Origin of the sequence: Streptomyces sp. NBC_01439, from assembly GCF_036227605.1 — a bacterium.
Taxonomy (GTDB): Bacteria; Actinomycetota; Actinomycetes; order Streptomycetales; family Streptomycetaceae; genus Streptomyces.
The window spans coordinates 2,246,109-2,270,905 of sequence record NZ_CP109487.1 but is presented as its reverse complement, the minus strand read 5'-3'; the positions used below and the strand labels follow the sequence as shown (position 1 = coordinate 2,270,905).

General features: G+C 68.4%; 18 protein-coding genes. 8 read left to right on the top strand and 10 right to left on the bottom strand.

Annotated features, from left to right (window positions below; translation table 11 throughout):
• Positions 1-94: 94 nt before the first annotated feature.
• Positions 95-3,307, bottom strand: a complete 3,213-nt coding sequence (locus tag OG207_RS09945; RefSeq protein ID WP_329097781.1) for a VCBS repeat-containing protein — start codon at positions 3,305-3,307, stop codon at positions 95-97.
• A gap of 357 nt (positions 3,308-3,664) precedes the next feature.
• Between OG207_RS09945 and OG207_RS09940 the strand changes: the two genes are divergently transcribed.
• Entirely contained in the window at positions 3,665-11,113 is a 7,449-nt protein-coding gene (locus OG207_RS09940; protein ID WP_329097779.1) for a polymorphic toxin-type HINT domain-containing protein, read from the top strand.
• Positions 11,113-11,568, top strand: coding sequence for a hypothetical protein (locus OG207_RS09935; protein WP_329097778.1), 456 nt, complete (start codon positions 11,113-11,115; stop codon positions 11,566-11,568). Before OG207_RS09940 ends, OG207_RS09935 begins: the two co-directional genes overlap by 1 nt.
• A gap of 152 nt (positions 11,569-11,720) precedes the next feature.
• Here OG207_RS09935 and OG207_RS09930 read toward each other — a convergent pair whose 3' ends face one another.
• The 5 genes from OG207_RS09930 to OG207_RS09910 form a co-directional block, all read right to left on the bottom strand.
• Positions 11,721-12,989: a tyrosine-type recombinase/integrase gene (locus tag OG207_RS09930; protein WP_329097777.1), complete on the bottom strand. Its 1,269-nt coding sequence runs from the start codon at positions 12,987-12,989 to the stop codon at positions 11,721-11,723.
• Positions 12,986-13,171, bottom strand: a complete 186-nt coding sequence (locus OG207_RS09925) for a helix-turn-helix domain-containing protein (protein WP_125543060.1) — start codon at positions 13,169-13,171, stop codon at positions 12,986-12,988. Before OG207_RS09925 ends, OG207_RS09930 begins: the two co-directional genes overlap by 4 nt.
• Positions 13,164-14,510: a replication initiator gene (locus tag OG207_RS09920; protein WP_329097773.1), complete on the bottom strand. Its 1,347-nt coding sequence runs from the start codon at positions 14,508-14,510 to the stop codon at positions 13,164-13,166. Before OG207_RS09920 ends, OG207_RS09925 begins: the two co-directional genes overlap by 8 nt.
• A gap of 134 nt (positions 14,511-14,644) precedes the next feature.
• A complete protein-coding gene (locus tag OG207_RS09915; protein ID WP_329097771.1) occupies positions 14,645-15,973 on the bottom strand; it encodes an FtsK/SpoIIIE domain-containing protein in 1,329 nt (442 codons plus the stop codon).
• Positions 15,973-16,308 carry an SCO3933 family regulatory protein gene (locus OG207_RS09910; protein WP_215220772.1) on the bottom strand — a complete coding sequence of 112 codons (336 nt, stop codon included), beginning with the start codon at positions 16,306-16,308 and terminating at the stop codon, positions 15,973-15,975. Before OG207_RS09910 ends, OG207_RS09915 begins: the two co-directional genes overlap by 1 nt.
• Positions 16,309-16,534: 226 nt before the next feature.
• Here OG207_RS09910 and OG207_RS09905 point away from each other — a divergent pair, with 226 nt between their 5' ends.
• Positions 16,535-17,404: a GntR family transcriptional regulator gene (locus tag OG207_RS09905; RefSeq protein ID WP_329097766.1), complete on the top strand. Its 870-nt coding sequence runs from the start codon at positions 16,535-16,537 to the stop codon at positions 17,402-17,404.
• Between the two features lie 69 nt (positions 17,405-17,473).
• On the opposite strand, the gene OG207_RS09900 is transcribed toward OG207_RS09905, so the two are convergent.
• The gene (locus tag OG207_RS09900) at positions 17,474-18,196 is read right to left on the bottom strand and encodes a GntR family transcriptional regulator (protein ID WP_329097764.1); all 723 of its coding nucleotides are present in this window, start codon (positions 18,194-18,196) and stop codon (positions 17,474-17,476) included.
• Positions 18,197-18,352: 156 nt separating this feature from the next.
• On the opposite strand from OG207_RS09900, the gene OG207_RS09895 reads away from it, so the two are divergent.
• The 4 genes from OG207_RS09895 (at position 18,353) to OG207_RS09880 (ending at position 21,727) form a co-directional block, all read left to right on the top strand.
• Positions 18,353-18,550, top strand: a complete 198-nt coding sequence (locus OG207_RS09895) for a hypothetical protein (protein ID WP_329097762.1) — start codon at positions 18,353-18,355, stop codon at positions 18,548-18,550.
• A complete protein-coding gene (locus OG207_RS09890; RefSeq protein ID WP_329097760.1) occupies positions 18,547-18,777 on the top strand; it encodes a DUF7848 domain-containing protein in 231 nt (76 codons plus the stop codon). The genes OG207_RS09895 and OG207_RS09890 overlap by 4 nt, the downstream gene beginning before the upstream one ends.
• Positions 18,778-20,623: 1,846 nt before the next feature.
• The gene (locus tag OG207_RS09885; protein ID WP_329097759.1) at positions 20,624-20,869 is read left to right on the top strand and encodes a hypothetical protein; all 246 of its coding nucleotides are present in this window, start codon (positions 20,624-20,626) and stop codon (positions 20,867-20,869) included.
• Between the two features lie 240 nt (positions 20,870-21,109).
• Complete coding sequence (locus tag OG207_RS09880) at positions 21,110-21,727, top strand: dihydrofolate reductase family protein (RefSeq protein WP_329097757.1); 618 nt, start codon at positions 21,110-21,112, stop codon at positions 21,725-21,727.
• 31 nt (positions 21,728-21,758) lie between these two features.
• Here the strand turns inward: OG207_RS09880 and OG207_RS09875 are convergent, their stop codons facing one another.
• Positions 21,759-22,211: a hypothetical protein gene (locus tag OG207_RS09875; protein WP_329097756.1), complete on the bottom strand. Its 453-nt coding sequence runs from the start codon at positions 22,209-22,211 to the stop codon at positions 21,759-21,761.
• Between the two features lie 25 nt (positions 22,212-22,236).
• Positions 22,237-22,605 carry a hypothetical protein gene (locus tag OG207_RS09870; protein WP_329097754.1) on the bottom strand — a complete coding sequence of 123 codons (369 nt, stop codon included), beginning with the start codon at positions 22,603-22,605 and terminating at the stop codon, positions 22,237-22,239.
• Positions 22,606-22,737: 132 nt separating this feature from the next.
• Between OG207_RS09870 and OG207_RS09865 the strand changes: the two genes are divergently transcribed.
• Positions 22,738-23,679: a DMT family transporter gene (locus OG207_RS09865; RefSeq protein ID WP_329097752.1), complete on the top strand. Its 942-nt coding sequence runs from the start codon at positions 22,738-22,740 to the stop codon at positions 23,677-23,679.
• A gap of 63 nt (positions 23,680-23,742) precedes the next feature.
• Here the strand turns inward: OG207_RS09865 and OG207_RS09860 are convergent, their stop codons facing one another.
• Complete coding sequence (locus OG207_RS09860; protein ID WP_329097750.1) at positions 23,743-24,756, bottom strand: Gfo/Idh/MocA family protein; 1,014 nt, start codon at positions 24,754-24,756, stop codon at positions 23,743-23,745.
• Positions 24,757-24,797: the final 41 nt, after the last annotated feature.

Genomic DNA, 24,797 nt, shown 5'->3' with positions numbered 1-24,797 from the left:
CTCGCGTTCCGCGCGGGGGAGCAGGAACAACAGGGCGCCCTGCCAGGAGTGTTCTCCCGGCAGGGCGCTCGCGGCTACGGCTGCTCCGTCCTGACTACCCGATCGTCAGGAAGGTGTTCCAGCCGTCCTCGTCGCGACCGTTGGGTGCGCCGAGGGTGCTGGTTCCGCCGAGGAAGAGCCATTGGTATCCGTTGTCCCCGACGGCCCAGATGTCGGGGATGCCGTCACCGTTGGCATCGGGGGTGCCGAGGAGCTTGGGGTAGGCGGCCCGGCCCCAGCCGGTGGTGGCGTAGGTGTAGTCCTCGCCGCCTTCGGCGTTCGCCTTGGACTCCAGGGACCTGAGGTCGACCCCGCCGTTGACGCCGGGCTTGCCCTTGCGCAGGGCCAGGCCGCGGTTGGCGTTGGTGTTGTCCCGGAAGATCAGATCCGGGACCTTGTCCCCCGAGACGTCCCGAACGCCGACGATGTCACGGCCGGCCCAGCCGGTGGCCATCTTCTTGTAGGAGGCGAAGCTGGATCCGGTATAGCCGGAGAACGCCCAGAAGCCGTCGGCGTCCAGGGCGAACATATCGCCCAGGCCGTCGCCGTCGATGTCCTCGGTGACGACGAGCTGCCGGAAGGTCGACGGGTCGGGGGCGCTGAGGGGCAGCTGCATCTGCATGCGGCGGCCGACGTCGAACTGGCCGGTGCCGGTGCCGGGGTAGACGTAGAGCTTGCCGTCGGGCATCCGCGCGATCAGGTCCGTGAGGCCGTCACCGGGGTACCAGTCGGTGGCGTGACCGATGAGCGCGGACTGGCCGGTGACCGGATCCTTCCAGTAGCCGGGGGCCACGGGCTTGCCGTTCTCGACCGCGCCGGGGATGTAGGCGTCGGTGTCACCGGCGCTGTCTCCCGCGTAGGTGCGCAGGTTGCCGTCCTTGTCGATGGCCAGGAGGTCGGGGTGGCCGTCACCGGTGACATCACCGGGCGTGTCCTGGCCGGGCCTCGGCCTGACGAGGAAGCCGTAGGTGCTCTGGGCGGATATGTTGCCGGACTTGCCGACGGTGCGGACGTAGAGGACGTTCGGACCGGAGGTGTCCACCTGCAGCGGGACGGAGACTTCGTCGCCACCGGGGGCGGGCACGGCCTTCTGGTCGAACACGGGGCGGTTCAGGCTCCACTGGTACTCGCGGATGTCCTCCGCCTTGGCACCGTTGCCCTTGATGGTGAAGTTCTGGCCCGGCGTGCTGGCAGGCTCCGTGCTCCACTCGTTGAAGTCGTCGCCCTGCGGCGGGAAGGCGGCGGAGGAGACGGCCGGGTTGGGCGGGACGGTGTGGCTGACGGTGAACCTGCACCAGCCCCCGCTACCGGATTCGTGCGGCCCGCTGCCCGACCACGCGCCGTCCTTGTCGGTGGCGCGGGAGAGCCAGTAGTAGGTCTGGCCGTCGCTGAAGGTGTTCCAGGGCACCTCGGCGGTGACCACGCCGTCGCTGTTGGGCCACAGCCACTGGTCGAAGACCGTCCCACTGTCGCCCCACACCTGGATCTCGACCTTGTCGAGGTTGCCGTCGCGGTCGGTGCCCTTCACCTGGAAGGTGACGTTGGTCTTGCCGATGCCGGTTCCGGGCCAACCGGTCAGGCACGGGCCGCCGGGGAAGGTCTGCATGTTCGCCGCGGTCGGGGTGTCCGGGCGCGAGTTGTAGACGACCTCGATGTACGGAGCGGCCTCGCCGTTGGCGATGAACTTCTTCCAGAAGTACGGGTCCGACTCGTTCGGGGCGGCGAACCCCAGGGACAGCGCCCCCCAGCCGCTGTTGGCGGCCTCGGCGACCAAGCCCTTGATGTCGGGGGCGATCCAGTTGTCGGGGCACGAGCTGTTGTAGCCGTACCCCGCGTACTCCGAGGCGACCACTCTGCCCCAGTAGTCCGCGTTGTTGGTGCTTCCCCAGGTACTCGACGATGTGATGTACGGGGTCGAGAAGATGAGCATCTGCTTGCTGTCACACGACCACGAATAGGTCTGCAACGCCCGGACGCTGGCCGAGACGATTTCGGAGCCCTGGAGCTGCCTTCCGAAGTCGAAGTTGAAAATGGAGCGGGAGGTACCGCCCGTCGTGGACTCGAATCCGACGCGGGCTTCGTTCGTGCCGCTCGCGTTGAAATTCTGGCCGTTGTAGAAGCTTGAATTCTCTGCCGTCTTGTAAAGCAGGGTCCAAGCGTGCTTGTGTCCCTTGAAAGAAGGGTCGATGAAGACCGGATACACCGTTTCCGGCGCATTGAGCAGCGCATTGTCCGGGGTGAGGGACAGCGCGTTGTCCGCAAGCGCCGCTGCGACGGGCTTCAGGCGCGCGCCCTCCGCGCCGCCCAGGCCGGACAGGGCCAGCGTCGGGTGCTGCTCGGCGACGGCGGTCGGCTTCCAGGCCGGCCGGTCGTCGGTGGTGGCGACCTTGCCGCTGGAGTCCCACATCATCGGGGTCGGCGAGCCCGCGACCTCCTCGCCCTTGGCGTCACGGGCACTCAGTGCGTCCGACGTGTCGTCCAGGTGGAACGTCATGTCGGGGCTGGCCAGGCGGTACTTGAGCTGTCCCAGTAGCGGATCGGCCGTGGCCTGCTTGTCCTTGACGACGAGCAGGTGCGAGTAGCCGCCGTCCTGCGCGGTCATCACCAGGTCGATCCCGGGGCGGACGTTCTCGTACAGGGCGCGCGGGCCGTCGATGACGGGCGCGGGCAGGACGCCGGGCCAGCTGACGGTCATGTCGTGGCCGCTGGTGTTCAACCGGACCAGCTCGGTCCACACTTCGCCGGGCGCGTCCTGCCGCAGCGCCACCCGGTTCACGCCACGCGCGGCGCGCCCCTCGCCGCCCGCCTGCTCCTTCGACCCCCCGCTGAAGAAGACCCGGCCGTTGACCGCCTTGGCCGCGTAGCCGCCCTCCACCCGCTCCAGGCCGGTGTCGATGGGCTTCCACTTCCCGTCCACGTTGGCGCGGAAGGCCGCGCTGAAGATCTGCTTGCGGAACGACCCGTCAGGCTGCGCCCATGTCGTGGTGTTCGCACTCCGCTCAGCCTCGACCTCGACCTCCTTGCCGCTGCTTTCGGCCAGCCGGCGGGCCTCGGGCGCGGTAGCAGAACTTTCGGCGGGCCGGGTGCGTGGCTTCTCGCGTTCGTTCAGGTGGACGCCGACCGGCACCGCGACGGCCAGGGCAAGCACGGCAGCCAGCCCCCCCATGGCCCTGCGGCGCTCGAACCAGCGCACAGCCGGCGGCGCGGTCGCTCCCTCGTCCTCCGGAGCTCTTGGTGGACTGTCGTCCACGGATTCATTGACAGCCATGGTTCTTCTTCTCCCCCCTCGGGCGCCCAATTTCGCAGCCCTCGGTACACAATGACTTTCGGCCATCGACCGAAAGTGCGATGTCCGCCCCCGCAGCCATTCGCGCACAGGAGGCGCGCGCCGAGCATGAACCATTCCTCGAACATCGTCACCCCTCGCATTCGGCTTCACGCCCGCCATTTACCGTCGATTTGCATGGATTGCCCCGCCCTGTGCAGGGCGTGAAGTGATTAAGGTCACACTGACGATCAAGGCCGTAGATTTTCTGGATTGACGGCCACAGAATCAGCGGGCTATTTATCAGTCTTCTGCCGGCCGCGCGCCATGGCCGTGGCGGCAGTGCGTGGGGGGGTCCACATGTCGCCGATTTCGGCGAACAATTCCAGCCTGCCCGGAAACAGAAAGGCCCGCGCCTGGCGCGCGCGCCTCGCCGGGCGCATCGGCGTCACGCTGTCCGTGACGCTGGTCGCAACTCTTCTGCCCGCCGAGGCCTGGGCGGCGTCACCGGGAAACCGCAGCGGCGTCGACCTGCCCGGCCTCCAGCAGGACATCAAGGCCAAGCTCGACAAGGTCGCGGCCGCGAAACTGCAGGGCTGGGACGGTGCCGCCGCGGCGCCGCCCCCGGGGTACGAGCCCTCCAGGGTGACTCCCCCGGCGGCCGGCTCGGAACCCGTGGCGCTGAATCCGGAGAGCGGGACGCAGCTGGTCCAGGCGGGCGGGCTGCCCATCAGCATCGGCAAGGCCTCGCCGACCGAAAGGAATCCGACGCCGCCGGCCCCGTCCGGAACCTGGGTGGTGGCCGTCGAGGCGCGGACCGTCACCGAGTCGGCCGGCGTCGACGGCGCGATCATCAAGGTCACACCTCCGGCCGGCAGCTCGACCCCGGTCGACGTGCAGCTCGACTACAAGAAGTTCGAGGACCTCTACGGCACCGAATGGGCCACTCGCCTGGAGCTCAAGCAACTCCCCGAGTGCTTCCTGACCACGCCCGAGCTTCCCGAGTGCTCCGCCGCCGTGGACGTCCCGAGCACCAACGACCCCCACTCCGGGACCGTCCGGGCAACCGTCGACCCGGTCGCCGTGCCCGGGCAGGGCCTGCGCACCATGTCCGGTGGCGGCGGTGCGATGGTCCTGGCCGCTTCCGACGGGGGCTCGGGCGCGGGCGGCACCTACAAGGCCACCCCGCTCTCCCCCTCGGGCAGTTGGTCGGCGGGAGGAAGCGGCGGCGGGTTCTCCTGGACGTATCCGCTGACCGTGCCCCCGAACCCGGCCGGACCCGAGCCGAAGATTGCCTTCTCCTACTCCTCGCAGGCCGTGGACGGCAAGACGTCCGTGGCCAACGGGCAGGGTTCGTGGATCGGTGACGGCTGGAGCTACGAGCCCGGCTACATCGAACGCCGCTACCGGGCCTGCTCGGAGGACCGCGATGCGACAGGGGGTGCACCGAACAACGACAACAGCACGGACAAGAAGAAGGGCGACCTGTGCTGGGCCGGCGACAACCTGGTGATGTCGCTCGGTGGCTCCACCACCGAGCTGGTCCGCGACGCCGCATCGGGGCAGCTGGTTCCGGCCGCCGATGACGGTTCGAAGATCGAGCGGATGTCGGGCAGCGCCAACGGCGCGAAGGACGGCGAGTACTGGGTCGTCACCACCCGCGACGGCACGCGGTACCACTTCGGACGCCACAACGTCGGCACCCACGGCGACGGAGCTTCGCCGCTGACCGTCACCGACTCGGTCTTCACCGTCCCCGTCTTCGGCAACCACCCCGGCGAACCCTGCCACCAGGCGGCGTACGCCAACTCGTCCTGCCGCCAGGCCTGGCGCTGGAACCTCGACTACGTCGAGGACGTCCACGGCAACGCCATGGTCATCGACTGGCAGCCGGAGCAGAACCGCTACGCCAAGAACGCGAAGTTCAAGGAGAAGAACGCCGCTGAAGTCGGCTACACCCGAGGCGGCTACCCCACCCGGATCCTCTACGGGCTGCGCGCGGACAACCTCGCCGGAGCTCCGGCAGGCCGCGTCGAGTTCACGCTCGCGGAGCGGTGCATCGAGGAGGGCGGCGTCAAGTGCGGCAACGCCCAGTTCGATTCGAAGAACTACGGTGACAAGCAGCCCTGGTGGGACACCCCGTCCACCCTTCACTGCAAGATGGACGCGGAGAACTGCCACGTCGCCTCGCCGACGTTCTGGTCGCGAAAGCGCCTGACCGGTGTCACCACCTACGGCCAGCGCACCGAAGGTTCCACGGCCCTCTCCAAGGTCGACCACTGGTCGCTGACCCAGTCGTTCCCGAAGCAGCGCACCGACACGCACCCCCCGCTGTGGCTGGAGTCCATCACCCGCACCGGATACGGCACCGCGAAGGACGGCGGTGACAACCTGATCGGGATCCCGCTGCCGCCGGTGTCCTTCCTGGCCAACGTCCAGGACATGCCGAACCGCGTCGCGAAGAGCGCCAACGACGCGACGCCCGACTACGACCGCCTCCGCGTGGAGACGATCCGCAACGAGACCGGTGGCGAGACGTACGTCGACTACTCGGCTCCCTGTGCGGTGGGTACGACCCACCCCAAGCCGGAGGCCAACACCACCCGTTGCTTCCCCGTCCACTGGTCCCCGGACACCGAGCTGGAGAAGCCGCCGCTGGAGTGGTTCAACAAATACGTCGTCGAGAAGGTCGTCGAGAAGGACCGCGTCGCCCGCCAGCCCGACGTCACCACCAGTTACACGTACGAAGGTGACGCGGCCTGGGGCAAGGACACCGACGAGTTCACCAAGCCCGAACTGCGCACCTACAGCCAGTGGAGGGGGTACGCATCGGTCGTGACGACCAAGGGCGTCACCGCCAACGCGGGCAAGCCCGACGCCACGGAGCAGTCCCAGACGCGCACGCGCTATTTCCGCGGCATGTCCGGAGACGGTGGTCGCGCCAAGGTCAGGGTCAAGGACTCCACCAATGCCGAGGATCTGGGGGAGGACCTTCTCCAACTGCAAGGACAAGTAGCGGAAACGATCAGCTACACGAAGGCGGGCGGCAACGTCTCCTCGCGCGTGATCAATTGGCCCTGGAGCCAGCGAACGGCGAATCGTCCGCGGCGTGGCACCACTGACCTGGAGGCCTTCCGTACCGGCACGGCCCGTTCCGATGCGTTCCAGTCGATCGAGGGCGGGACCCGCATGGTCCGTACCCAGAACACGTTCGACGAGGGGGCCTACGGTCTGCCCAAGACGGCGCAGGCCGAAGTGCTGACGTCGAACGGCACGGGGTGGACGTCCTCGGAGCAGAACTGCATCACCACCACCTACGTGCACAACACGACGAAGCACATCATCGGACTCGCCCAGAGGGTACGCAGCACGGCCGGTGACTGCAGCAAGGCGGCCACCGGGCAGGTCCTCACGGACACCCGCACCTCCTACGACGCCCTGAACGCATTCGGTACCGCCCCCGTGAAGGGGCTGCCGGTTCAGGTCGACACCCTCGACGGCGCCGGCACCGGATGGGTCACCACGGCCCGTACCGAGTACGACGCCCTGGGGCGCCCCGTCAAGGCCTACGACGCGGCCGGCAATCCGACGTCCACGACCGTCAGCCCTCCCACGGGCCCCGTCTTCTCCACCACGATCACCAACGCCCTGGGCCACACCGTGACGGCGAAGTCCGATCCCGGCCGTGGCAGCGTGCTGGAATCCACCGACGCCAACGGCCGCAAGGCGAGCATGGCCTACGACGCACTGGGCCGCACCACCGGAGTGTGGACTCCCTCCCGGAAGCAGGGTACGGACAAGGCGGCCTTCGTCTTCTCGTACGACATATCCGTCGACATGCCGCCGACCGTGGTCAGTGGCGCTCTGCGGGACAACGGCACCTACGAGAACACGGTCACCGTCTACGACGGCCTCCTGCGCACGCGACAGACCCAGAAGGAGGCGCTGGGCGGCGGCCGTCTGATCACCGACACCCTCTACAACGCCAGCGGTGCCGTGCGACAGACCGACAACGCCTACTACGCAGAAGGGGAACCGGACAAGAAGATCTTCGTCCCGGAGACGGTCTTCCACGTCCCGAACGCCACCGCGACCGCCTACGACGGCCTCGGCCGGGCGGTGCGCTCCACCACTCTCCACGAGGGCACTCCGCACCACTCCGCCGTCGTCACCTACGGCGGGAACTGGACCGTTCAGCGCAGCGCGATGTCGGCCGACGGAACGGCCCCGCTGGCGGGCAGCGAGGCGACCAGGACCTGGACCGACGCGCTGAACCGCACGACGCTGGTCCAGAAGTTCTCGGCCGCCGACCTGACCACCTGGACCGACACCAAGTACGCGTACGACGTCCGGGGCAAGCTGGCCAAGGTGACCGACGCGGCCGGCAACGACTGGACGTACTCGTACGACGCCCGAGGCCGCCTGATCGGTACGAGCGACCCCGACCTGGGAAACTCTTCCTTCGGCTACAACAACCTCGACCAGCAGGTCTGGTCCGAGAACGCGGCCGGCCAGAAGACCTTCACCAACTACGACAAGCTGAACCGCAAGACCGCCGAGGTGGAGGACGCCCCGAACGGCACTCCGGTCGCCACCTGGTCCTACGACACGCTGCCGGGTGCCAAGGGCCAACCGGTCGCGTCGACCCGCCGCACCGGTGACGTCACGGTGACCAGCAAGGTCACCGGCTACGACTCCGAATACCGGCCGACCGGCACCACCCTCACCATCCCGGACGGCGCAGCCACCAAGGGCCTGGCCGGCACGTACGCCTACACCACCACCTACACCCCCACCGGCAAGGTCCGGTCCACCACGGTCCCGGCCACCCCGGGCGGCCTCGCCGCCGAGAAGCTGATCACCCGCTACAACGAGGAGGGCGCGCCGACCACGATGTCGGGTCTCTCCTGGTACACCGCGGAGACGGTCTTCAGCCCGTTCGGCGAGGTACTGCGCACGGCATCCGGCAAGGCACCGCACCGGGTGTGGACCACCAGCTTCTACGATCCGACCACCGGTCGTGTCACCGACACCAGCGCGGACCGGGAGACGACCGGACCCAACCGGATCAACGCCCGCTCCTACAAGTACGACACCAGCGGCAAGATCACTTCGGTGACGGACCGTCAGTCCGGCGGCCGCGTCGACCGCCAGTGCTACACGTACAACACGCTGGGGCAGCTCACCAAGGCGTGGACCGGCAGGACCGAGAACTGCACCGGCCCCAGCCTGAGTGACGTCACCCCCGGCCCCGACGGCGACGGCTACTGGCAGGAGTACGAGTTCGATGCCATAGGCAACCGGACCAAACTCATCAACCGCGACCTCACGAATGCGGCACTGGACGACACCACGACCTACGCGTACGGCGTCCAGGTGACGGGCAACGGCGGGCTGCCGCCGGTCAAGACCCATCCGCACGCACTCACCGAGGCCAAGCAGACCACCAAGTCCCAGAACTCGACGGTCACGTCGCTCTCCACGTACGGATACGACAGCGCCGGCAACACGACCCGGCGGACCATCGACGGCGACACCCAGATCCTCAACTGGGACCGGCGCAACAAGCTCGCCTCCGCCAGTAGCCCGGGCATCGGCGCCGTCACCGTCACCGGTCTGGGCGGCAAGTGCCTCGACGTCGACGGCGGCAACTCCGATGACGGCACGCCCGCCCAGGTGATGTCGTGCAACGAGTCCAAGGCGCAGAAGTGGACCCTCAGCGGCGACACCGTCAAGGCCCTCGGCAAGTGCCTCACCGCCAAGGACAGCAGGGCGCGCCTCTACACCTGCGACGGCAGCAACGAACAGAAGTTCACCTCCAGGCCCGACAAGACCCTCTACAACCAGGCCACTGGCCAGTGCGTCACCGTCCCCAACGACGATGCCGCCGACGGCAACGACCTCCACATCTACACGTGCGTGGCCGGGTCCGCCGCGCAGCAGTGGGTCTTCGGCGGCAGCGGTAGTTCGTACATCTACGACGCCTCCGGCAACCGGCTCATCCAGGAGACCGGGAGCAGTCGCACGCTGTACCTCGGTGAGGCCGAGGTAACGGTCAACCTGGCCGGCCAAGCCGTCGACGCCGTCCGTTACTACACCGGCGTCGGAGCCACTACCACCGTCCGTCAGACCAAGGGCAAGACCACCGGCCACGCCCTGACCGTCCTGTTGAGCGACCGCCAGGGGACCGCCACCACCATGGTGGAACAGGCCGCGGGCCAGAAGGTCACCCACCGCAAGGCCGACCCCTACGGCAACCCCCGGGGCGCCCAGGTCGGGAACTGGGCGGGCCAGCGCGACTTCCTGGGGACGGGCACGGACGACAGCGCCACCCGTCTCACGCACATCGGCGCCCGCGAGTACGAACCCGCGAACGGCCGGTTCATCAGCGTCGACCCGGTCATCGACATCACCAACCCGATGCAGATGAACGGGTACGTGTACGCGAACGGCGACCCGGTCAACCAGATGGACCCCACCGGGCTCGAAAGCTGCTTCCCGAACTACTGCGCAGGTACCAACGGCACCTACGGGGACTACAAGGAGGAGAACGACCCCGAGGTGGAACGGCAGCGGGTCTCGGGCGGCGGGGGCTCCAAGGGCAACGCGAAGGGCGACGCCAAGAGCGGTACCAAGAGCACCGTCAAGCTGGTCCTCGCAGGAAAGCCCCTTCCCACCGAGGAGGAACTCCTCAGGCAGGGCTTCTGGCCCACCCGGACCTACCAGGAGAACCTGAGGCGCTGGGCGAACGGGCACTGCTCATCCACCGGCGCCAGAGACAGGCAAGACTTCTGCGACGCGGCGAACAGAATCGGCCTGACGAGTCCCAGTGGCGACTGGATGGAGGCGCTGGGGATCCGAAACACCTGGGAGTGCATCAAGGACCCGGGCTGGAACAAGAACTGCGGAATGGCCGCGGTGGACGTGACGATCACGATCGCCGGAAGTTTCATCGGCAGGGCCGCGAAAGCGGCAACGGCGGGCAGGGCGGTCACCGGAGCGGCGGCCAATGAAGCCGTCGACGTAGCCATTGCCTGTCTCCGACGCGACAGCTTCACCGAAGACACGCTCGTCCTGATGGCTGACGGCACCACCAAGGAGATCGACGACGTCGAAGTCGGCGAAAAGGTTCTCGCCACGGACCCGGTGACGGGAGAGACCACGCCGAAAACGGTCACCGCCGAGATCCTGACGAAGGATGACAAGGAATACGTCGACCTGACGATCGGAGCCGGAGAAGCCGAACCCGTCATCACGACGACGGTGCACCACCCGTTCTGGTCGATGTCTGCAGGTGCCTGGGTCTATGCGGGTGACCTCAAAGCCGGAATGACCCTGCGGACGGACGACGGGCGGGCGGTCGCCGTTGCGCGAACCCGTTCCTACCGTGCGGACCAGACGACGTACAACCTGACGGTTTCCGACCTCCACACGTACCATGTGCTCGCGGGCAAGACTCCGGTCCTCGTGCACAATGCCGGAGGGCTTTATGTACGCGGTCCGAAGGATCCTCTGAATTTCGGGAGTAATTACACCGGGCGCGTCGACAGATTCGACATCGGTGGTACGACTGACTTCGAGGTTCACGTCTACCACAAGGGTAAGGAAGTCGGGATCTTCGGCAGTGACGGATGGTTCTCGAAGCACGGAAAGAGTGCTGACGTCGATGTTCCGCGGGATGTCTACAACAACCTGAAGGGGCTAGCCGTGGGCGAATTGAGGCGAGATGGCCGTATCGGCGAAAAGGGAACCGAGAACGTGAAGGGCGACAACTGGAAGCGCCCGCGCATCACTGGCGGTGGGTGCTAATGAAGTACGTGCGTGTGGAGCCATTACAGGACCGGTACGGATACCACCTGGATCCGCAGAATTACTTGCAGGTCCTCCCTCAGCTCTCCGGTGACCTTCCGCCGGGTGCGGCGGCGTTTGCCGCTCACCCTGATCACTACGACTTCCGAGGCGTTCGGTGCGTTAAGGATCTGGAGCTGAGCAAGGCAACTCTCGTTGATGACCAAGGGCAAGTTTCTCTCGAATTTATCCTGACGCCGAACGAGTGGAAACATGAGAGCGGTCTATGCATTCGCTACTCGGACGTCCAGTCTTTCCGTGTGGACGCCGAGGAACCTGACGGCATGTTTCCTCGCCTGGGTGATCTGCAGTTGGATGAGGTGCTTCCGCATTCGTCGGGCATGTCGCACGAAATTTCCTTCACGTGCGGTTCGATTCTCGTTGTCGCTGCCGATCTCGTGGCGACGTGGGGTTAGAGATTAATCCGTGACGAAATAGTGAATCCCCGAAGGGGTTATGCCCCTTCGGGGATTCACTATTTCCGATGTCCAGATCCATTCAGTCAGGTTCCCGATTTGACCCCTTCCTGGAGTCTCTGGGTGCCTTGACGGCAACGGTGACGGCAACGTCAGCGGACGGCTGCCATGGCGGGTGGGTCTTCGGGGTCTTCCTCGGTCGGGCCGAGGGCGTTGCCGAGGGTGTCGATGGCTTGGCGTTGGAGGCGGGGGCGTACGTGGGCGTAGACGCCGGCGGTGACGCCGATGTGGGCGTGGCCGAGGAGTTCCTTGATGACGACGAGGTCGACGCCTTGTTCCAGGAGCAGGGTGGCGGTCGAGTGGCGGAGGTCGTGGAAGCGGATGCGGCGGAGTCCGGCCCGGTTGAGGAAGCTGCGGAAGCGGCGGGTGAGGTTGGCTGGGTCGAGAGGCCCGCCGGTCGGGGTGGTGAAGACGAGGACGCTGTCCTGCCAGGTTGACCCTGCGGTCTCCCGCTCCCTGTCCTGCCGTTCCTTGTGCTTCTTGAGGGAGCGGAGGCATTCGGTGGGGAGGGCGATGCGGCGTTCGGACGCCCGGGTTTTGGTGGGTAGGTGGGTGAGGCCGCCGGTTCGGGTGCGCTGGAGTGAGCGGCGGATGCTGGCCGTTCCGGTGGTGAGGTCGAGGTCTTCCCAGTGGAGGCCGAGGAGTTCGCCCTTGCGGAGTCCGGTGCGGAGGGCGAGTTCGTACAGCGCGTGGAGCCGGTCGGCGCGGGCCGCGTCGAGGAACTGGCGGGCTTCGGCTGCGGTGAGCGGACGGAAGCGCCTGGGCCGGGGTGCGCTGGTCTTGACGTTGCGGGCGACGTTGCGGGGCAGCTCGTCTTCGCGGACGGCGTGTTCCAGAGCCGACTTGAGCACCGAGTGCACGTAGGTCACGGTCGAAGCGGACAGCTGCTTCTGGCAGCACTCGCCGATGGCGCAGCACCTCTTCCATTCGGTGTCCAGGCCCTGGGCGCAGCACTGGCAGGTGGTGCGGAGCCGGTCGAGGAAGGTGCGGACGTCCTTGGCGGTGAGGCGGGCGACCTTCTTGGTGCCGAGGCCGGGGATGAGGTGGAGACGGACGCAGGCGGCGTAGCGGGTGTGGGTGTTCTCGCGGAGCCGGTGGACGGCGACGCTGCCGAGCCAGTAGGTGAGGTAGTCGCCGACGGTGCTGTCGGCGGTTGCGACGAGCAGGCCGCGGTTGCTGTCGGCGATCTTCTCAGCGAGCTTGTCGGCAGCTTCCCTCCGTGTGATGCCGTAGACGCGGACGCGTTTGCGGGTGCCGTTGGCGGAGAGGACGTAGCCGGCGGCTTCCCAGCGGCCGTCCTTGCGCTGGTAGATGGTTCCTTCGCCGTTAGCTCGGGCCTTCTTGCGCTTGGGGGCGGTCATCGGGCGGCCTCTTCCAGGTGACGCTGGACGTAGTCAGCGAGGGCGTGAGCGGGGATGCGGCGGGCACGGCCGATGGTCAACGAGGCCAGGCGGCGGGTGCGCAGGAGGTCGTAGAGGGCGGATCGGCCGATCTTGAGGCGGGCCATCGCCTCGGGGACGGTGAGGAGTTCGTCGTCACGCACCGGCTGTCACCCCCTGGTCGCGTGTCGGACCGCCGCCGATGAGGGCGGCGAGGCGTTCGAGGTCGGGGGTGAGGCCGGTGCCGTCGTAGGCCCAGTGGGCGAGGACGAGGGTGGTCGTGGAGGGCGGAGGGGTGTGGCGGCGGTGCCAGGCGGCTCGGGCGGCGCGGAGGGCGCCGAGGGTGGTGGAGTAGGCGCGGGTCTTGGTGGAGAAGTGGCCGCGGAAGCCGAGCATGTGGGCCCACTTGCGCAGGTTCAGGTGCTTGAGTTCGTCGCGGGCGCCGAGGGCCCAAGCGGTGCGGATCATCTGGGCGGCGTGCTCGGGTACGGACTCGAACCAGAGGTCGGTGATCCTCTTCAGCCGGTGGTCGAGGGTGCCGGTCGCGGCTTCGGTGCCTTTGGTGGCGTACTTGGCGACGTATCCGGCGACCTTGCCCTCGGTGATCGTGGTCCCGGCCTGGAAGGCGGAGGACCGGATGACCCTGGTGTCGATCTGCTTGCCGAAGGCGAAGGCGCGGGTCCGGCCGTTGATCTCGGGCCCGTCGATGTGGGCGCGGGTGGCCGCGAGCTGGATGGCGTCGGCGAGGAGTTCGGGGGTGGCCCAGGCGGGTGGTGGGGTGTAGGGGCCTGCGGGGCCGTCGAGCCGGATGACGGCGTGGAAGTGGATCAGCCCGCGCTGCTGGTACTCGGCGACCTTGGCGTACGAGACCCGGACGACCCTGGAGAGCAGGCGCTGCGGGACACCGGCTGCGGCGGCGATGGTGCGGCGCAGGTTGAGCATGAAGCGGGCCCACAGGGCGGGGGCGTGGGCGTTCCACAGCACGGCGCCGGTGTAGTCGTACCGCTCGGGGTCGAGCGGGGTGCCGAGGAGGGGGTCGTCCTTGGTGTGGGTGCGTCCGCAGCGACAGCGGGCGGAGCCGCTGGTGCGTCGCCCGTGGACAGGGCCGTACGAGGGTGCGGTCAGGGTGGCGAAGACGCGGGGTCGGGTGGCGACCTGGTCGGGGATGTTCTTGCCGCCGCGTAGGCCGGCGGCGATGAGGTGGTAGGTGTCTTGGCGGTAGAGCTCGGCGCAGGAGGGGCAGCGGGTGGTACGGCGGTTGCCGCAGCGGACCAGGAGGTGTCCGGCGGGAAGTTCCTTGGACTTCAGTTCGCGCAGGATCTCGCCGGTGAAGGCGTCGATCTCGGTGCGCTGGCCTTCGAGCCGGATCGGCTGGGCGCAGCCACCCAGGGAGGACAGCTGCCGTACCAGGCCGAGCAGGTCGCGGTACCCGGTGAACGTGGGCAGCGCGGCCGTGGCGCGTTCGGGGCGGGGGATTGTGGCGGTCGGGTTGTGCGGTGGCATGCTGGCGGGACCTCTCTGCACTGCGGCACACGTGTGCCGTGGATGGATGGGGAGGGAGGCCCGGCAGGGGCGAGGGTTTGGCGACTACACGCCCTTGCCGGGGATCACTGCGAAGCGGGACCCGGAGGCGGCGGTCACGCGGCCTTGTCCAGGTCGACGCGGTCGGGCAGGTCGCGGACCTTGAGCCCTTCGGCGCACATGAGGTCGTTGATCTGCCAGCAGGCTTCGGTGGGCAGGTAGACCGAGCGCAGCCGGACGGGGGTGCGCATGTCGCCGACGGAGGCGATGGACACGCCCTGGGGCATGGTGCGGTCGGCGGCGGTGATGTCCAGTTCCCGGCCGTCGGGGAAGAGGTGCAGGAAGTCCTCGACGGTGTCGACGCGGTGGCAGATCCGGGCGGACAGGTTGGTGCGTACGGCGGTGGTGAGCACGTCTGCGGAGGGTTTCTGGGTGAGCAGCCACAGCCGGATGCCGAACTTGGCGCCCTGGCTGGCGATGGCCAGCAGCTCGGCCTCGAAGCGTTCGCGGGCCTTGCGATCCGGATGCCGGGTGTAGTTCGCCACCTCGTCGATCACCACGAGCAGCAGCGGCAGCTCGGGGCTGAACTCGGTGATGCGGTCGGTACGACCGGACCAGAACAGCCGCTCACGGCGCTGCATCTCCTCGCGCACCCAGCGCAGGATCTCGGTCGGCTCGTCGGGGTGGATGGCGTCGGAAACCTTGTAGGCAGTACGCCACCAGGGCGCGACCGCGCCAAGGTTGGGGTCGATCACGATCAGACGCACGTCTCCCATTAGGGAGGCGTAGGCGAGCAGGGTGTTGACGGTGATCGACTTACCGGAGCGAGTGAGGCCGGCGACCAGGGCGTGGGCGGAGTAGGCGAGGTTGAGCACGACGGGGGTGCCGTCCTCGTCCCAGCCGAGCAGCACGTCATCGGTGGAGACGAACTGACCCGGTCGGCACACTGGGGAGCCGTCGGGACCGAGCAGTGGTGAGCGGATCACCGCCTCCAGCGGCTCACGGCGGAAGCCACGCGCGACGATCACTCCGGGCTTGGGCTGGCTGATCCGGATGCGACGCATACCCCAGGCGTCGCACAGGCCCTCGCCAGCGTCCTGCCAGGCGCTCAGCCCGACCTGCGGCAGGGCATCGGCGGTGACGGTGACACCGAAGGCATCGGCGCGGGTGCGCAGGCGCGGCACCAGCACGCGCGGCTTGGTCGGCTGGTCCTGCGGGCCGTACTGCTGGAGCACGGTGGGAGTGGTGTCCTTGACCGCCAGGCCGAGCATCGGGGCGAGTCGCTTCCAGCTCCACCGCAGCCGCCGCGCCTGCCGCAGACTGATCCGGGTCTCGGCATCGGCCCGGTACCAGCGGGTGAAGCAGAACGCGGCCCAGCTCAGAAGCACGAGCCCGCCGAGGCCGACCACGGCGAGGAGCGCGAGCCCGAGGGGGTTGCCGGTCATCAGGCGCCGGCCTTGGCGGTGACGGCGTCGGCGCGCAGGGAGATGCCGTGCCGGTCCTTGCCGTTGATCTCGTTCTCCCAGGCCGAGGCGACCAGGCCGGTGAAGACGACAGGCAGGCCGACCTTCAGGCCCTTGCCGAGACCCGGCTCCGGGACCTTCACGGTGATCACTTCGGCGCGGCCGTTGAAGGCGAACATGACGTCCACCAGGTGCAGGTGGGCGCCGGTGGCCCGGTCGATCGCGGGCTGCTGGCCGTCGCGGTCCTTGAAGTGCGGCCGGGACTCGGAGGCCAGGATCACCAGGGCCGGGGTCTGGTCGATGGGCATGGTCTTCATGGCAAACCTCCAGGTAGAGGGGTGCGGGTCACCCGTGTGGGTGATCGCGTGCCGCAACCCTACATTCATTCCATCCAAAGTCCATCCCTATTGAGTTCCATCCGTTCGTGGGGTGGTCCATCCATACGGCGGCTACCCTGACCCCGTGAGGCCGCTGAACTGGTGAAACACGACAGGCAGCGAGCGGCCCGTTGCGGATGGAATCGGACTCGGACCGGGGATGGACATGGCTGCTGCTGACGAAGCGCGCTTGACGTTCGAGCGCATCGCGGACGACCTGCGGCAGCAGATCCGGGACGGCGAACTGCGGCCCGGCCAGCTCCTGCCGACGCAGAGCCAGCTCATGCAGACCTACAAGGCATCGAGCCTGACCGTGCAGAAGGCGATCCGGCTGCTTAGGAACGAGGGCTGGGTCATCGCCCGCCAGGGGCGCGGCACCTTCGTCACGCGCTCGGCCGACTTCGAGGACGCCTTCGAGAAGGTTGCCGGCGATCTCACCCAGCAGATCTACTCCGGCGCCCTGGCACCCGGCGCCAGGTTGCCCGCGCGCGAGGTCTTGGCGGAGCACTACGCGGTGCCGCTCAACGTGGTCACCAACGCCATCGCCCTGCTGGCCGGCAACTTCCTCCTGCGCTACCCCGGCGAACTGCCCGGCGACGAGGTCTACGTACGGGACTGGGACGACCACGGCTTCGCTACCCAGCTCACCCACGGCCGCCTGGTCCGCAAGATCAGGGATGGATCACTCGCCAGGGGAGCCAAGGTCACCGTGGACGAGGTGGTCGACACGATCGGCGGCGACCCGGAATCCGCCGACCAGGCCCTGACCTTCCTCACTCTGGAGGGCAGGATGAAGAAGGCCCACCAGCGCAACGGCTCGATGGCGTATGTCGTCGTGGGGGGCGAGTTCGGCACCGAGGTGCCGGTCTCGGTGCAGCCGGTGGATGAGCCGGACGAAGCGCCGACTGCCCCGCAGAAGGAGTTCCCAGCGGCGGCCGGAGTAGCGGATCTGGCCTACAAGCTGGAACGAGCCCTGGAGAGGATCGAGGAGCTGGAGGAGCGTGTCGAACGCCTCGAAGGCCGTGACGCGGACTGAGGCGGACACGTGAACGACGGCGTCCCCGAAGGCCGCAGGCTGGCTTCGGGGACGCTTCGCGTGGATCGGTCAGGGCTGGTACTCGTACCCGATGGTGAACCGGGGCGGCAGACACCACTCCCCGTACTCGATGATCCCCTCCGCGTCCGACCATCGGTGGGCGCCTGCCAGGATCGGGGAGCCGACCGGGAGGGCCAGTGCGCTGGCCTCGCGGGCGTCGGCGGGGCGGGCGTGCATGTCGTCGCGGGCGTGGGTGATCGTGCGCCCGGTGGCTTCCAGAACCCGGGCGGACAGTCCGTGGTTGCGTCCCGGGGCGGTGTTCAGCAGGTCCGGCACGAGGGCGGCGAACGGGGCCGGGTACCAGGTCACCGCGAACACGGTCCGGGTCTTGCCCCGTCCTGCCAGCCACTCGCGCCGCACCACCTGGTCCCCGGCCTCCAGGTCGAAGATCTCCGCCACATACAGCGGCGGGGTGATCAGCTCGGCAGCCGTCACCCGGCTCGTCTCACCCTCCGCCAGGAACGACTTCACCCGCTGGACCCGGGCCAGCCGGTCCCGTGCCGACAGCGTCCAGCGGGGGTCGTCGGCGACGTAGGTGCCCCTAGGGGTGGTGCGGATGAAGTTTTCCACCTGGAGAGCCTGCAAGGCGCGGGAGACGGTGGCGGCTGCGGCCTGCCACTGGCCGGCGATCTCCCGGTTCGTCGGCAGCTTGGCGCCCGGCTCAAGCTCTCCCGACAAGATGCGCTCCCGGAAGTGATCCGCGATCTTCGTGAACGTCTTGGGACTGGGCATAAGGCGTGCCCCTCCGTTGAGTTGACGTGATGTCAGTGGGAGCACACTAGTGCACTGTGAACCGTAGCGGGAGTGCTTCGGCCACTCGAATACTGAACTAGATCACCGACCTGTCAAGAGGTCGGCCATGTGACGTTCGAAAGGTGGCGATGTGCAGTGACGGAGCCGACCAGGTACTCGACCCCGCCGGTCGAACTCCCCTTCCGCCTGGACAAGGAGCCGACCCCCGTCGAGGGCTGCGCGGGCTGTGCCGAGCTGGCCAACGTGCGCGACCGGGCCCGCACGGTCGGCGACATGACCACCGTCAGCGACTGCAACGTCTACATGCGACGCCACCCGGAGGGCCACCAGTGAGCCCCCGCACCGTCTACCGGCACGTCGCTCACGCCATTCGTCATGCACCCGAAGGCGGTATCACCTACGAGGCGTTCTGTGTCACTGTCGGCTGCGGAGCCGAATCCGGCGCCCATGACGAGCAGGAAGCCGCGCAGGACTGGGCGCTCCGCCACACCGGACGCACCGGCCACGACCTCTTCAGACGTGTCTTCACCGACCACGCCCAGGTCACCCGAGCCGAGTAGAACCACCACCGCCGGCCGGAACAGCACCCACACTCCACAGGCCATCGCGCCAGGCCAGCAGCCCAGCCGGGGCGCTCAACCGACAGCCAGGGCGTACCGCCGAAGCGGGATGCGTCCAAACTTTCTCTACGTCTTCAAGGCGCCCCGCTGACGCGGGTCGCGCGCGGCACGGCCGCCCACCCGGCCCGCTCTCGGCTCCGCCACCGCGGGCCGGCCAGCGACCAGGCCGCGCAGAAACGCGTAGCGGACGACTGGAAGCGCGGAGAAGGCCGGACGCGCCCGCATGACGAGCGCCAGGTCGACGGCGAGGCGGCGGTGGGGAGTTGGCCGGGGTGGAGGCTCTGAGGTGGGGCCGGTCGGCTCCGTGGGCTTTACCCACCTCCGCGGGCCGGGGCCCGCGTCGGGCAAGGCCAGGGGGCCACTCGTTCAAATTCCGGGCAGGATCACGACCTGCCCGAGTTGCCGGGCCAGCGTACGGCCCCCTGACCATGCCCGACCCCAACCCGGGCAGGACACCGGCCAAAGCCCACTCCGCCGCCCTCACGCGCGCAGCCGTCTGACGGCAACGCCGACGGCAACACGGGCGTACGGCAGGGCACTTCTGCGCACGCCCACGGACGGGCCGGAATTCGTTGACCAGCGAAAATGCACGTGACGCCCGCCCGGCGAGCACACGTACTATGTGCTGGCGGGGGATACTCCGCTGCTGGTCCATAATTCGAATGGACTTTGCGGAGTTGGCGATTTCCGAGGTGGTGACACCTTCTACCACACGATGCCGACCGCTAAGGGTGACGTCGAAATGCTGGCAGGCGTGAAAATCGATGGAACGAAGTTGCACTTGTCTGACGTGGCCGTCTACGGGACGGGTGACATGGCGCGTGGAGCTCTCGACTCATCCGCAGTTCTTAGAGAGTTGAGATCTACGATTGCCCCGGCGGCCGCACAGCAGGGGTTCACGCATCTCCGTATCACGGCTGTAAGATTGAGTGGGAATGTTGGGCATCAGGTGGATATGACGCTTGACCTGAGTAGATACGCGAAATAGGGGGTTGGGTATGGTCGCGCCGCGGAGCCTTGGCGAAGTACTGCACCGTGAAGTGCCGCTTGTTCGAAACGGGAAGACTTTAGAGTCTGTCCTGACCGATCTCCGTAGTGAGGGATTTAGTGTCATCGACTGCATTAGGGTCGTAATGGCAGTAGGTTCCTGCGAACTTCCTGAGGCGAAGAGGATCGTGCACGAGTCTGCGGCTTGGTCGGATCTGAGGCAAGCCCATGAGGCTGCACACGAAGATCTTGCGCACCGGGTATCTGAAGAAACCGACTGATCGTCAGAAGCCCCGCCAGATTCTATTTCTGGCGGGGCTTCTACGGTGTTTGATGGAACGTCAGGCCTACGACCTGCCCGAGCTGCCGGGCCAGCGTGCGGCCCGCCCACGGGCAGGCTGGAATTTACTGACCAGGGAAAACGTGCGTGGCGGCCGCTCGGCGCGCACGCCTACTATGATCTTGCCGAGTCGACGCTGGTCTTGGTGCACAATGAAAATGGCTGGCAGGTGCCGGATGACTTCGTCATCGTTCGCGGGGGTGAGAGGCCGATGCCCGGTGCTGGCGAAGGCTTCTCCGGCGCAATGGGTACCTCGGTTTCTGAGGCGGGTGCCGGCGTTCCGCATGGCAAACTTCGCGCAACAACGGCCGAGGAAATTCGCGCAGCTGGTGGCACCGTGGACTATGCACCCGAGCCAATTAGGGGCGAAGGGTCGCCGCTCAACTACAATCACGTGAATGTGACACTTGGTTGCCTGCAAACATCTCGTGGGGGCCGTCTGATGTTACTGGAGGTCCGTTGGATGAAGTGCTTGCTGCTCTGAGGGGGATTTTCTCTGACCTTCGAGTCGAGCGGCTGTCAGTTACTTGGCCAGCCGATGACGATAACGTGTGGTTCATTTCCCGTGAAGGTGGCGCGGAAATGCAACTGGATTCGCGCGAAAATGGCCAACTGCCATTTCTGCTAGAATCCGACATCTCGATGGTTGAGGTGGACGATGCTGGCCTCGCTGTCGAAACCCTGACCGCTTGGTTGCGTGGCTGAAACATTTCTGAAGGGCCCCACTGTGAGGTGTTGCAGTGGGGCCTTCGGAGTTTTGGAGGCTTGTCCATCGATGAGGTCGGCCGCCCCGCTCTGCCGCGCACGGTCGGCCAGGGTCTCCCGGCCGGGCGTTTCCTCCAGTCAGTCGGAACGGACCGAACGGTCGTGCGTGGCGGCGCGATGAGTTCTGACGGGGGCGGGAGTCTGAACCCGTAGGGGCCATCGAGCGAGGAGCGCAGAGCCATGGGGAAGCTGACACTGACCACCTTCGTGACGCTGGACGGCGTGATGCAGGCGCCCGGGGGGCCCGACGAGGACCGCAGTGGCGGGTTCGAGTACGGGGGATGGGTCGCGCCGTTCGCCGACGAGGGGATGGGGGAGTTCGTCACCGAGGTGTTCGGGCGGGCCGGGGCGTTCCTGCTCGGGCGCAAGACGTACGAGATCTTCGCCTCGTACTGGCCGGAGCACGACGACCCCGCCGACCCGATCCCGGGCAAGCTGAACCGGCTGCACAAGTACGTGGCGTCGACCACGCTGAAGGAGCCGGCCTGGGGGCCGGTCACCGTGCTCGACGGGGAGCACCTGCAGGGCGAGATCGTCCGGGTCAAGGACGCGCTGGACGGGGAGCTCCAGGTGCACGGCAGCGGGCAGCTCGCGCAGTGGCTGCTGGCCCGGGACCTCGTGGACGAGCTGAACCTGCTGGTCTTCCCCGTGGTGCTGGGGGCCGGTCGCCGACTGTTCCCCACCGGCGGGCTGCCGACCGCCTATGAGATGACGAAGTCCGCCACGACACCCGCCGGGACCGCCGTCCACACCTACCGGCCGACGGGGCGGGCTGCCTTCGGCACGATCGGCGATTGACCTCGAGCTGCGCCGCGCACCGGGCGGGTCGTCATCTGCCCGGATGCCACCGGAACCAGTAGTCGAGCCCGTCGACCCGGTAGCGGTCGCCGGCGTCGAACCCGAGCTCGCCGACCAGCCGCCGCGCATCGGCGGGCGGCTGCCGGTGCGGTGCGAGCAGTCGGGTCAGCTCGTCGTAGCGGGCGTCGACGCCACCGCGGTCCGGATGGCTCTCCAGACCGGCCTCCCCGGCTTCGCTGCGCTGGTTCCACCTGACGAAGACGGCCCACTGCTCGCGCTCCAGCACCACCGCGGCCTCGCTCGCCGGCCACACGAGGTACTCGTCGTACTCGTCGGCGTGGTCGTAGTCGTAGCTCTGGAAGTAGTGCGGCCTGCCGTCGACGTCGGCGAGGCCCGCGCGCGGTCCGTCGTACCACTCGAATTCGGCGTACGCGCGCCGGAACCCGCCCGCGATCAGCCGCTGCTCGTCCCAGATCTCCGCCATGCCGGGCAGGCTACGGCGGCACCCGCTACCGCGGGTCCAGGGCCAGCTGGACCACGCGGCCCTCGCGCAGGACCAGCAGGTCCGGGGACTCGTGTTCGTAGAAGCGCAGGCGACCGACCGGGCCCGGCGGGCGGACGTGGGGGGCCAGGAGGAGCAGGAGGTCCTCCAGCTCCGGGAGCTGCTCCTCGTGGACCTCCTGGCGGGCGGTCAGCGCCCAGCCGCCGCGGTCCGTCGGTGCGAACTCGCCGACGAGCATGCCGCCGACCCGCCACGCCGGGCCCCGGGTCGAGAGCAGTCCGTCCCCCGTCAGCTGGCGCCGCACCTCCGCGAGCACATCGTCGGGCGTGGTGTCGAGCAGGTCGAACGCCAGATCGAGGGCGTAGAGATCAGCCATGGGCCCGATGCTACGGGTCCCGGGGCGCAGGCCAGGAAAGGGGTCGCCCGGCATGATCGGCTCCGGTACGGTGTGCCCGCACCCGTGCGAGCCGCCGACGTCTCCACCCCCGATGAGCCGTGGAGACCTCCGTTGACCGTGATCTCGCCCGCCCTCGAAGCCGCCCCGCGCCGGGCCTGGTTCGCCGATCTGCCCGTACTGGCCGTCGCCGTCGTCTGGGGCGGCAGCTACCTCGCGGCCAAGGGCATCACCACCACCCACACCGTCGTCGCCGTGCTCGTGCTCCGGTTCGCGCTCGTGCTGCCCGTGCTCGTCGTCGCCGGGTGGGCGCGGCTGCGCGCCCTGAGCTCCGCCCAGCTGCGCGGCGCCGGACTGCTGGGCCTCGTACTCGGCGGGATCTTCCTCCTGGAGACCTACGGGGTCGTCCACACCTCCGCCACCAATGCCGGGCTGATCATCAGCCTGACGATGATCTTCACCCCGCTCGCCGAAGCGGCCGTCAGGAAGCGGGCGCCCTCCGCCGGTTTCCTCGGCGCGGCCGCCCTCTCCGTCGCCGGGGTCGTGCTCCTCACCCAGGGCGCCGGCTTCACCGCGCCCAGCCTCGGGGACCTGCTCATCCTCGGCGCCGCCCTCGCCCGGACCCTGCACGTCCTGCTCATGGCCCGCATCGAGGCCGTCCAGGACGCCGACTCGCTGTCCCTGACCACCGTGCAGCTCGGCGCCGCCGTGCTCGTCTTCGCACTGCTGGCCGCCGTGCCCGGCACCGGCGCGACTCCCTGGGCCGCCGCCGCGGACTTCGGGGCCGCCGAGTGGGCCGGGCTCGCGTTCCTCTCCGTCTTCTGCACCCTCTTCGCCTTCTTCGTGCAGATGTGGGCCGTGCGCCGCACCTCGCCCTCCCGGGTCAGCCTGCTGCTGGGCACCGAACCCCTGTGGGCCGCCGTCGCCGGCATCGCCATCGGCGGTGAGGAGCCGGGGCTCCTCGGCTACGCGGGAGCCCTCCTGGTCCTCGTCGGCACCGCCTGGGGGCGGCGCGCCGTGACCCCCGCGCCCGGAACCGCCCCCGCCACCCCCTGAGCGTGTCCGGAAAGCGCCGCAGCCGACGCTGATCATCGGCCGTACTGTGGCCCCGTGCCCCCCTTACAGAGCCGGCAGGTCCGGGAGCTCCTCCAGCCGTACCGGGCGTCGCTCCCGGCGCGAGATTTCGCAGGCCGCCGCGATCCGGAACGCCGCCAGCGCCTCCCGGCCGTCGCACGGGTTCGGCCCTTCGCCCCGCACCAGCTGGACGAAGGCAGCCAGCTCCGCCTCGTAGGCCGGGGCGAAACGTTCCAGGAAGCCCGTCCACGGCTTGCTCGCCGGGGGCGGGCCATGCGGTTCGGTGGAGGCGATCGGGGTCCTGTCGTCCAGCCCGACGGAGACCTGGTCCCGCTCCCCGGCCAGCTCCATCCGCACGTCGTACCCGGCGCCGTTGCACCGGGTCCCGGTCGCCGTGACCAGGGTCCCGTCGTCCAGCGTCAGCACGGCGGCCGCCGTGTCGATGTCGCCCGTCTCCCGGAACAGCGCCGGACCCGCGTCCGACCCGGTCGCGTACACCTCGACCACCTCGCGCCCGGTCACCCAGCGGACCATGTCGAAGTCGTGCACCAGGCAGTCCCGGTACAGCCCGCCGGAGGTCGCCAGGTACGCGGCGGCCGGCGGGGCAGGATCGGCCGTCATCGTCCGGACGGTGTGCAGCCGCCCCAGGGCGCCCGAACGGACCAGCCCCCGGGCCGTGCCGTAGCCCGCGTCGAAGCGGCGCATGAAGCCCACCTGGAGCAGTCCGCCCGAGGCCGAGACCTCCCGCAGCGCGGCGAGGGTCCGGTTCAGGTCCGGGGCCAGCGGTTTCTCGCAGAACACCGGCAGCCCGCCGCGGACCGCCCGTACGACGAGGTCCGCGTGCGCCTCGGTCGCCGACGCCACCACCACCGCGTCCACGCCCCAGGTGAAGACCTGTTCCACGGAGGGCGCGGCGGTGGCCCCGAGCCGGTCGGCGAGGCGCGCCGCCCGCCCGGGGTCGGCGTCCGCCAGCAGGAGCGAGCCGGCTTCCGGATGGCGGACCAGTGCCGCTGCGTGGAAGGACCCGATCCGGCCCGTTCCGATGAGCCCGATGCGCATGCACACAACCTGACCCCGTCGGCGGAACCTGTCAATCCGCC